This window comes from uncultured Campylobacter sp. (assembly GCF_937997465.1).
Classification (GTDB): Bacteria; Campylobacterota; Campylobacteria; order Campylobacterales; family Campylobacteraceae; genus Campylobacter_A.
Genome location: NZ_CALKTQ010000240.1, coordinates 1 through 7172 on the forward strand (window position 1 = coordinate 1; position 7172 = coordinate 7172).

The following is a 7172-nucleotide window of genomic DNA, read 5'->3' on the forward strand; positions in this document are numbered from 1 at the left end:
AAAGTATAGCAGTAATATAAAATACCTAAGTTTTTAGGAGCCTTTATTTTTAGAAGTTTAGTTTATAATAGAATTTTCTACTTTTTTATTGCAAATTTAGCTGGAGAAAATTCTCAGATAAAATATTTAGCTAATTAAAGTAGATGCAAGACACCTTTTATCTCCATGGTTGGTATAAGATAGTGGCTATAAAAACAAAAACCCTAAAAGTCATTTAAAAGATAAAACACCATAAAAAATGCCATTTATTTATATTATAAATATCTTTTATATCGTACTCCAGTACAATAGACATATACTTCTAAAATTTATATAATTCTTCCAATTTTAAATAAATCATACTCAAGAACAAGGAGAATATGATGCCTAAAGAAGCTGGAGTAGTTAAAAGCATAAGCGGAGGAATAGTAAGAGCACTTAATGACTTAACAGGAGAGGTAAGACAATTAAGTGTAGGAGATATTGTATACCAAGGTGAAAAGATAGTTACAGAAGGTTCTAACTCTAAAGTAACAATAACTCAAACTGATGGTAAAGATATAACTTTAATAGGTAAAGATACTCTAACTCTAGATCAAGACTCTAACAATAACGAAACAGTAGCTGATATCTCAGCTCTACAACAAGCCATCTTAAAAGGAACAGATCTTAATGCTCTAGAAGAAACTGCTGCAGGTGGTCCACAAGCAGGTGGAAATGGTGGAAATGGCGTAAGTCTATCTTCTGCTAGTTTTACAGAAGGTGGTCACATTAGTAACATATATGCTAATGTAGAAGCTATAGATGCTTTAGCTCTAGCAGCAGGTGGAGATAATAGCTTTGGTGTAAGTGGTGGAAACGACTTAGGTATAAAAAATACTAATGTGACAACTGAAGGACCGACATTGTTTGGTGGCATAGAGCTCTCCTCGTCTTTCTATAGCGACGATATTTCTAACGGCTACTTTTCAAATTTAGGAACGGCCATGCACAATGCATGGCTAGATAGCGCGGAAGGCGTAGCGCAGATAAACGATATGAAAGAGCAAATGAAATCGGCTCTCGAAAACGTTAAACAACCTTATCCGAACCACACGCAAAATGCTTTTACGGCAGAGCAAATAGATAATTTAGTTAACGAGTATGCAAATTTAAAATCCGCTAAAGAACCCGTCGACAGTTCAAATAGCGCAAATTTAACGAATACGAACAATTTATCGAGACTATTTGATACCCTTGGAACTCAAGTTAGGATAGGACAAAAAACGATAGAGATAGACGGGCATCAATTCCAAAAAGCTACTGCGTCGATTCCTGAAGAAAGTATAGAAAAAATAGGCGACAGCGGTTGGGGACTAATCAAAAATGCCGCCGGAGAACCGGTAGCCGTAATGCCGATCGGTAAAATAAAAACAGGATTAAAACTCGGTGTCGGAAACGGCGAAATAGGTAACGAAACGCTAACTACGAGTACCAATGAAAACGCGCACGTCATATCCCACGGCGGCGTTCAAAAAATTTTTACTAACTATACCGATGCAGATAACTATATGAAAAGTATCGGCATGCATTATATTGACAATCCGGCTTACGACCCTATGAACCCAATGTCTGCGCCGTCTATAATTACGGTAGATTCTAACGGTAACCAAATTTCATCTTACCAGGCTTATAGTTCTACGACTCATACTACAAATTTAACTACTCTAAAATTGCCGGCTAGTACGTTAGCGAATTTGAGGGTATTCGGTAGCGACGGAGACGATACTCTTATGTTAGATGGCGTAACCGTAAAAGCCGTTTACGGCGGTTCCGGGGCCGATAACATTACCGTTAATAATTCTACTATTACGGAATATATTTCAGGCGATGCCGGAAACGATAATATAACCGTTAATAATTCTACTATCAACGGCAAAACTATTACTAATAGCGACGGTTTATCAAGCCATGAAGCTATTACCGGAAATAGCGGACAAGATACAATAAGCGTAACGAATTCTAATATTATCGGTAATATAGACGGCGGGGCGGATAACGATAAGATAGATGTTGTTGGTACCGGCATAAAAGACGGTCACGGAAAAGTCGTAGGCGATATCAACGGCGGAGACGGAAATGATTATATAAACGTAATGACCGATGTAGACGGTAACATAAATGCGGGCAGATCGTCTGACAGCGGAGTGCCCGGCATCTTAGATAATCACTCTAGGTATCACGATAGAATTATGGTCGGAGCAGTACCTACGCCGGGAACTAGCGTTACCGTAAACGGAAACCTTACCGCCGACGGTAACGTCCTGATCGGTACGAGCGACGCTCGCATAAAAGGAAACGTCGTAGCAAATAGCGCCTCAAACCAAAGAGCAGAAATAAGTTTGGGCGAAAATACGAAAGTAGACGGAGATGTTATAGGTGGACACGGAAAAGACTTTATAGATATAAAAGGATATCATGACGGAACTAAAAACGCTATAGTTCGCGGAAAGGTCGATGCTAGGGAAGGCGACGATAGAATAGACGTATATAACGGTAGCGTAGGAGGTCAAATCGAAGGCGGAAAAGGCGACGATATGTTCAACCTATATAAAGGATCTCGCATAAATAGCATAAACGATATAGAAGGAAACAGCCAGCTTCAAGTAAGCAAGACTACGGTGGATAGTAATCTTAATTTTAACGGCGATACTAAAATAGAAGTAGTTGCGGGCGGCAATATTTCGACCGACTTAAATTTAAGCCATAATAATAGAATTTCGGCAATGGGCGATAATGCCAAAATAACCGGCGATATAAACTTTAGTGGTAACGGCAAGCAATTTGTTAGCGCAATCTATGGAGGCGAGATCGGTACTATAAATTTAGGAAATGGACAAAACGAGGTCGTGGTTGGAAGCGGACGCAGCGGAACTTATCAAGACTCTAAGATAGATAACGTAAACGGTGGAGGCGGAGCAGATACCATAAAAGCGTTTAGCGGAGGTACTATAAATAACCTAAATATACAAGACGGTAGCGGCGACGATACCATATCCATGTTTAGTACAAAGACTTCTTGGCGTAATGGCGACGATACGATCGATACGGTTATTAAAGGAGAGGGAGTTATAAATCATATCCAAAAAGATAGTGGAGATAACGTAATACACGGCAAAAGCATAAACGATATGACCGATGGAACGGAAAAGAGACACATTATAGTAGATAGTGCGCAGGATAGCAATATAAATTTATCTAGTATAACCGAACACGGTTTAAGCCAAAATCATGCGGGAGTCGTTAACCACGTATACGACTCGATAGACATATCAAACGTATCAAACGCTAGACTTAAAATCGGTATCGGAGATGTATTAAACTTGCCCGAGAAAGATCACGGTATAGGCGAACTAGAATCTACCCTAAAAATAAAATACGGTTCGGACGATAAAGTAGAATTGGAAAGTAACGGTAGTAAAAACGGATGGCATGAGATTACAAATGACGGTGATGCTGGCAATAAAACGTATAAAGCAGAGCTAGATCACGACGGTAACACATATTCGGTTATAATTAAAGTTGACAATGATTCTATTACCCCAGATATCTAAATAATCCTTTTATGGGTAAAGCAACTAAAAGTATTTATGGTCGCTTTACTCGGCGCTTAAAAAATGAGAATCGCGAGTTTTTATACAAAATTTATCTTGGCCAAAAGTCAAGATAAATTTTAGCGATTTCTATATTTTCAGCGTTTATTTTATTTAATATTAATCTACAATTTGATCGTTTTTGTTTAGTTGAAGAAAAATAAATAACTCTAAATTTTTATTGTTTGTCTCATACACAATATAACGGTACGATAAGGTAAGCTCCTTGAAGACATAAATATTAATCAAGAACAATAAAAATATTATGACTAATGAAGAATGTAATACTATATCTACCGAAATATGCCAGAGAAGGAGAGATAAAATTTATCTTACTTACGAAAGTATATACGTAATCAATGGGTATACCGTTAAAATAGAGGTGGACCAAAAAATTCATACCGAATTCTAAGAAGTCTTTGCGGCGAGCTTAAAAACTCGTCGAAAATTTTATCTTCATATATTGATCTTGTTTTTATCAATTCTAATATAAATTTTTACCAATAATAGTATTTAAAGACGTTTTACCAGATGGCTTAGTCTAAAACCAAATACTTAGACTACGAAGTACCTACAGTCTTTGGTTTTGATAAGGTCGATAATAAATAGATATTTAAATTTAGTGTATATGATACGTTAAAAATCGCCGATGATAGTGTAGATCTTAACAAGGTAGATGAGATAAGGCTTCTACACCTAATGATGAAGGCTATTATATCTATACAAAAACAGAAGAAAGTCACACCATAACCTTAGAAATTAAAGACGCAGCAGTACAAATTGATCTTTAAAAATTCAACCAAACGCTTTAATCCCAAAGTAAAATTTCTTTGGGATATTCTTTTTTATCATTAAATTTTTATAATTGTTTATCTTTTTAATCTATACGAAAAGACTTATTTTATTTTTTATAAATTTCCTACAATAAAAGATAAGATTATTTCAATATGAAATAATTAAGCAAATTTACAAATATCAAATAAATAGCTTTTATGGATTATGACTTAATAAAAATCTAAGCACTCTATAATTAGTCAATATTTCACCTAGCCAGTAACCTCCTTTTATCCTCGATGTTTAAACTTATAAAATCGATGCTGAACACGCTAAATTCATATCCTAAGAGATAATTTAAAAGCAAGGTTTTATATGCCGCCGCAAAAGCATGATCTGGATGATGTGAGGTAAAGATCACGCAGGTTTGTTGTTTGCTATTAAACCTTTTGATTAGGCTTAAAATGGCGTTTTAATGAAAGACATCAAGGCATGACGTAGTCTCGTCCATGACGAGAATTTTGGACAGTAGTACAAGCAAGCTATAAGTGCTAGTTGCACCATGCCACCGCTTAGCTCATCTACGTTTAAATTTAATTACTCACTAACGACTGTTATCCGTACAGCTTCCTCGGCCAACTCACTATCCTCCGCACTCGGCCTTGAAACATGCCGATGTTTGCGTTTACGCCCATTAAAATCAGATCTTTTAACTTAAAGCTATCACTTTGTAGCACGCATTATACGAGCTTGGCGCGCTCTTGACTACCAAGAGGGGTATGATCGCGGTATCAATCAAGATTTGACCGCCTTTTGCTTTTAAAATCCACAAAATAACCTTTAAAACATAAATTTTTGCCTATGCCGTTTGGGTCAAAAATCACAAGCGTTTCGCCACTATTTAGGTTAAGGCTCAAATTTTGTAAAATTTGTAAGAAAAGCTTAAATTTTCTATACTTAAGACCATCTTTTGCCATTTTTAACTAAAATGAAGCCGATCATGGGAGCTCCTATAAGTGTGATTAGGATACTTAGTAGAATTTCAGCCGAGTTAACACTTCTGGTCGCGATGTCGGTTAGCATCAAAATATCCCACCTAAAATCGGAGTTTATATTTTGGTGCTCTTACCGTCATCTCTATTTATACTAAAGCAAAGTACATTGCAGGGTTTGAGCTATGCTGGCTTTGTCATCTTAATCTATGGCTTCATCTAGACTATTAGATAAAATTTTAGCATGCCATTCAAAGTCTCATTACTTTTATTAAGTAAATATAGTACAATTTTTTTTAAATTTTTACAAAATGCTTTCGATAAATTTGCCCTTTACTTATTATCAAATTTTCTATTATTAAAAGATTGGATAGCAAATATTTTAAAATTTTTTATAAAGTCTTTTTTTACGCTTAGCAAAATTCTAACTCATAGCTCATCTAGACTTACTTTTACTGGTTTTTCACCACTTGCTAGAGCAGTATCTACCGCTTTACTTAGATGATACTCTTCTATTATCTCTGCCATTTTTTCATAGACAGCACTTGGTACTAGATATGCGCTAGGGACATTGTGGTTTAGTATAGCTACGACATTATCTCCAGCTTGTTTTAAAATTTGAGCTGGAGACTTTTTTAGCTCGCTTATGCTAGCTGTGAAATTTGCTTGTATAGTTTGCATTTTTATCCTTTATTTAATACCTAAAATAATACTAAAAATTATAAAAATAACCAAAAAGCTCCGACATTGTAACTATACTAACTATATTCTATTTACCCTCTGGGTCTAAGCCATTTAGGATGTAGCCAACCTCTTTGTCGCTTAGGTCGTAGTGTAAAAACTCTTTATAAAATTTCTTTGTCTCAGCTTCTATATTAATATCTTTAAAAAGCTCAGGATGTAAGGTCTTTGCCGCCCATAAAATTTGCAAAGCCCCCTCAGCGCCGTATCTATCCCAACTAAAGACGCCAGCTGGATTTACATAGACTTTTTTGTTTTTGACAGCGTTTGTGCCGACATAGACTTGATTTTCATATAGTTTTTTTAAAATTTCTGGTGCTTTGGCTCCACCTATGATGATCACGTCTGGGTTTATATTTATGATCTCTTCGGCATTAAGCTCTAGCATATTTCCAGCTTTTGAAACTGCATTTTGACCACCTGCAACTCTTATCCACTCATCTATGATCGTATTTGTGCCATCGGCCTTAAGTAAGTTCTTGCCATCGGCTATATGAAGCATTTTTGGTCTATCTGACACAGCGATCTTATCTGTTTTACTTAGCACTCTTTTGAGGTTGCCGTCAAAATACTCATTAAATTTCTGAGCGATTTTCGGTGCGTCGTCACCTATGACTTCAGCCATGATGGATATGCTCTTTTTCATATCAGCGTGATTTGTAAATGACGGATAAAGCACAGTAAAGCTATTTTTAGTTAGCTCTTCTTTGTTCTTTTTATCAGCGGCTATGACGATGTCAGGGTTTAGTTTGACTAGCTCTTCAGCCTGCAAACTCTTGCCATTTACGCCGTTAGGTATGCTTGAAATTCTAGGATACACATGCGCAAACTACTTATTGTTTTTGATAAGATCAGTCGTCGCTACTATCTTATCAGCTCCGCCTAGCATCAAAACGATCTGGTTGTTTGCATACCAAAGTGTGGCGATCTTTTCCACATTTACAAGGACCTTGACGATGTCACCAGAGATATCTTTTACATCTCTAAACTGGGCTGCATTTAGCATAGATGCCATTAGCAGCGACAAAAAAGCGATGAAAATTCTTTTCATTTT

3 protein-coding genes and 2 pseudogenes are annotated in these 7172 nt (G+C 36.3%); 2 read left to right on the top strand and 3 right to left on the bottom strand.

Features of this window, described 5'->3' with window-relative positions:
- Window positions 1-362 precede the first annotated feature (362 nt).
- Together Q0546_RS11990 and Q0546_RS08040 are read left to right on the top strand one after the other, a co-directional pair.
- Window positions 363-698 (top strand): annotated as a pseudogene (locus tag Q0546_RS11990) (retention module-containing protein); the annotation flags it as partial.
- 186 nt (window positions 699-884) lie between these two features.
- Complete coding sequence (locus Q0546_RS08040; RefSeq protein ID WP_298792032.1) at window positions 885-3572, top strand: hypothetical protein; 2688 nt, start codon at window positions 885-887, stop codon at window positions 3570-3572.
- 2234 nt (window positions 3573-5806) lie between these two features.
- On the opposite strand, the gene Q0546_RS08045 is transcribed toward Q0546_RS08040, so the two are convergent.
- The 3 genes and pseudogenes from Q0546_RS08045 to Q0546_RS11995 form a co-directional block, all read right to left on the bottom strand.
- Complete coding sequence (locus Q0546_RS08045; protein ID WP_021088296.1) at window positions 5807-6058, bottom strand: type II toxin-antitoxin system prevent-host-death family antitoxin; 252 nt, start codon at window positions 6056-6058, stop codon at window positions 5807-5809.
- Window positions 6059-6146: 88 nt separating this feature from the next.
- Window positions 6147-6938 carry an ABC transporter substrate-binding protein gene (locus Q0546_RS08050; RefSeq protein ID WP_366519260.1) on the bottom strand — a complete coding sequence of 264 codons (792 nt, stop codon included), beginning with the start codon at window positions 6936-6938 and terminating at the stop codon, window positions 6147-6149.
- Window positions 6939-6947: 9 nt separating this feature from the next.
- Window positions 6948-7172 (bottom strand): annotated as a pseudogene (locus Q0546_RS11995) (peptide ABC transporter substrate-binding protein); the annotation flags it as partial.